1 protein-coding gene is annotated in these 869 nt (G+C 46.3%); it reads left to right on the top strand.

Annotation, left to right across the window (positions count from 1 at the left end):
- On the top strand, nucleotides 1-869 hold an 869-nt coding region (locus tag AB4653_RS23510; RefSeq protein ID WP_372105454.1), incomplete at both ends, for an ATP-binding cassette domain-containing protein.

The following is an 869-nucleotide window of genomic DNA, read 5'->3' as shown; positions in this document are numbered from 1 at the left end:
CTGCTTCTTGATGAACCAACCAACCACTTGGATGCAGAATCAGTTGCTTGGCTTGAGCATTTCCTTGTTGATTACAGCGGTACTGTTGTGGCAATTACCCACGACCGTTACTTCCTAGACAACGCTGCAGGTTGGATTCTAGAACTTGACCGTGGTGAAGGTATCCCATGGGAAGGCAACTACACATCTTGGCTAGAACAGAAAGATGAGCGTTTGAAGCAAGAAAAAGCTGGCGAAAGCGCACGTCAAAAAACGATTGAGAAAGAACTTGAATGGGTTCGTCAAAACCCTAAAGGTCGTCAAGCTAAGTCTAAAGCTCGTATGGCTCGTTTTGAAGAAATGACGACTGGCCAATACCAGAAGCGTAACGAAACCAACGAATTGTTCATCCCACCAGGTGAGCGTTTAGGTGACAAGGTACTTGAAGTTAAGAACCTAACGAAGTCATTTGGTGATCGCGTTCTTATCGATGACCTATCATTCAGCATGCCTAAAGGCGCTATCGTTGGTATCGTTGGTGCCAATGGTGCGGGTAAATCAACACTATTCAAGATGCTAAGTGGCGCAGAACAGCCAGATTCAGGCACAGTTGAACTTGGCGAAACGGTTAAGCTTGCTTCTGTTGATCAGTTCCGTGACAGCATGGACGACACAAAAACAGTATTCCAAGAGATCTCTGAAGGCGCTGATATCATTAAGATCAACAACTTCGAAATCCCTGCTCGTGCATACTGCTCTCGTTTCAACTTCAAAGGCAACGACCAACAGAAGATCATCGGTCAGCTTTCAGGTGGTGAACGCAACCGTGTTCACCTAGCGAAACTGCTAAAAGCGGGCGGTAACGTACTGCTACTCGATGAACCAACCAA

It is taken from the genome of Vibrio sp. 10N.222.48.A3 (assembly GCF_041475345.1).
GTDB lineage: Bacteria > Pseudomonadota > Gammaproteobacteria > Enterobacterales > Vibrionaceae > Vibrio > Vibrio tasmaniensis_A.
The sequence above is the reverse complement of the archived record's forward strand: the minus strand, read 5'-3'. Positions and strand labels throughout refer to the sequence as shown.